General features: G+C 46.3%; 2 protein-coding genes. Both read right to left on the bottom strand.

What is annotated here, in order from left to right:
• Nucleotides 1-192, bottom strand: a 192-nt coding sequence (locus ACTHUR_RS15675; RefSeq protein WP_440399568.1) for a hypothetical protein, incomplete at its 3' end; no start/stop codon positions are given.
• 164 nt (nt 193-356) lie between these two features.
• On the bottom strand, nt 357-575 hold the full coding sequence (locus ACTHUR_RS15670) for a DUF2061 domain-containing protein (protein WP_003686746.1): 219 nt from the start codon (nt 573-575) through the stop codon (nt 357-359).
• Between the last annotated feature and the right edge of the window lie 41 nt (nt 576-616).

Here is a 616-nt window from a genome sequence, read left to right as displayed (position 1 = left end):
GATCACGGCAATGCTCTCGCCCTCGCGTTTGGGCGCTTCTTCGCCTTCTTCACGCGTCAACGTCCGCGAAAAAGCGTTGGCAATCGCCGCAATCATTTCCCGCTGCGAAGCGCGCGGACGGAAACCGGGCAGGTTTTTGCCGATGTTTTGGTAATGGTCGCGGATGGCGTTTTTTTCTAAATCGGTGAGCATTGAGGCCGTCTGAATGGGTTTGCAAGAATAGCGTATTTTAGCATTTTTACCTTCATGAAGCCTTCGTAAAGTCTTACTCTATTTTAGGGTTTGGCATTTTGATGGCGATGGACGAACCGCAAAGGCATAATCAGTTTTAATCAAGCAAAAGGCCGTCTGAAACTTTAGCCGCACTGATGCAGAGGCACCCACAATTTTTGCTTGTCGGATTTGTTTTTCTCGTAGCGGTTCCACGCTTTTTCGTGAAAATAAAAGACGACGGTATTAACGATGGGTTCGACCAAAGCCACCGCGCTGGAAACGCCGATACTGCCGGTCAAAATATAGGCGACACTAAATGCGACGCTGAAATGCAAAATAGCAAATGTAATGGTTTTAATCATGCTGTTTTCCTGATACATTGATGTTTTAATCACTACATAAT

It is taken from the genome of Neisseria sp. P0021.S007, from assembly GCF_051956855.1.
Note: the sequence above shows the minus strand (reverse complement) of the source record. Positions and strands in the feature narration are given on the sequence as shown.

Bases quoted from the DNA above. Each gene is read 5' to 3' on its own strand.
- ACTHUR_RS15670 (WP_003686746.1), bottom strand. From the start codon at position 575: ATGATTAAAACCATTACATTTGCTATTTTGCATTTCAGCGTCGCATTT.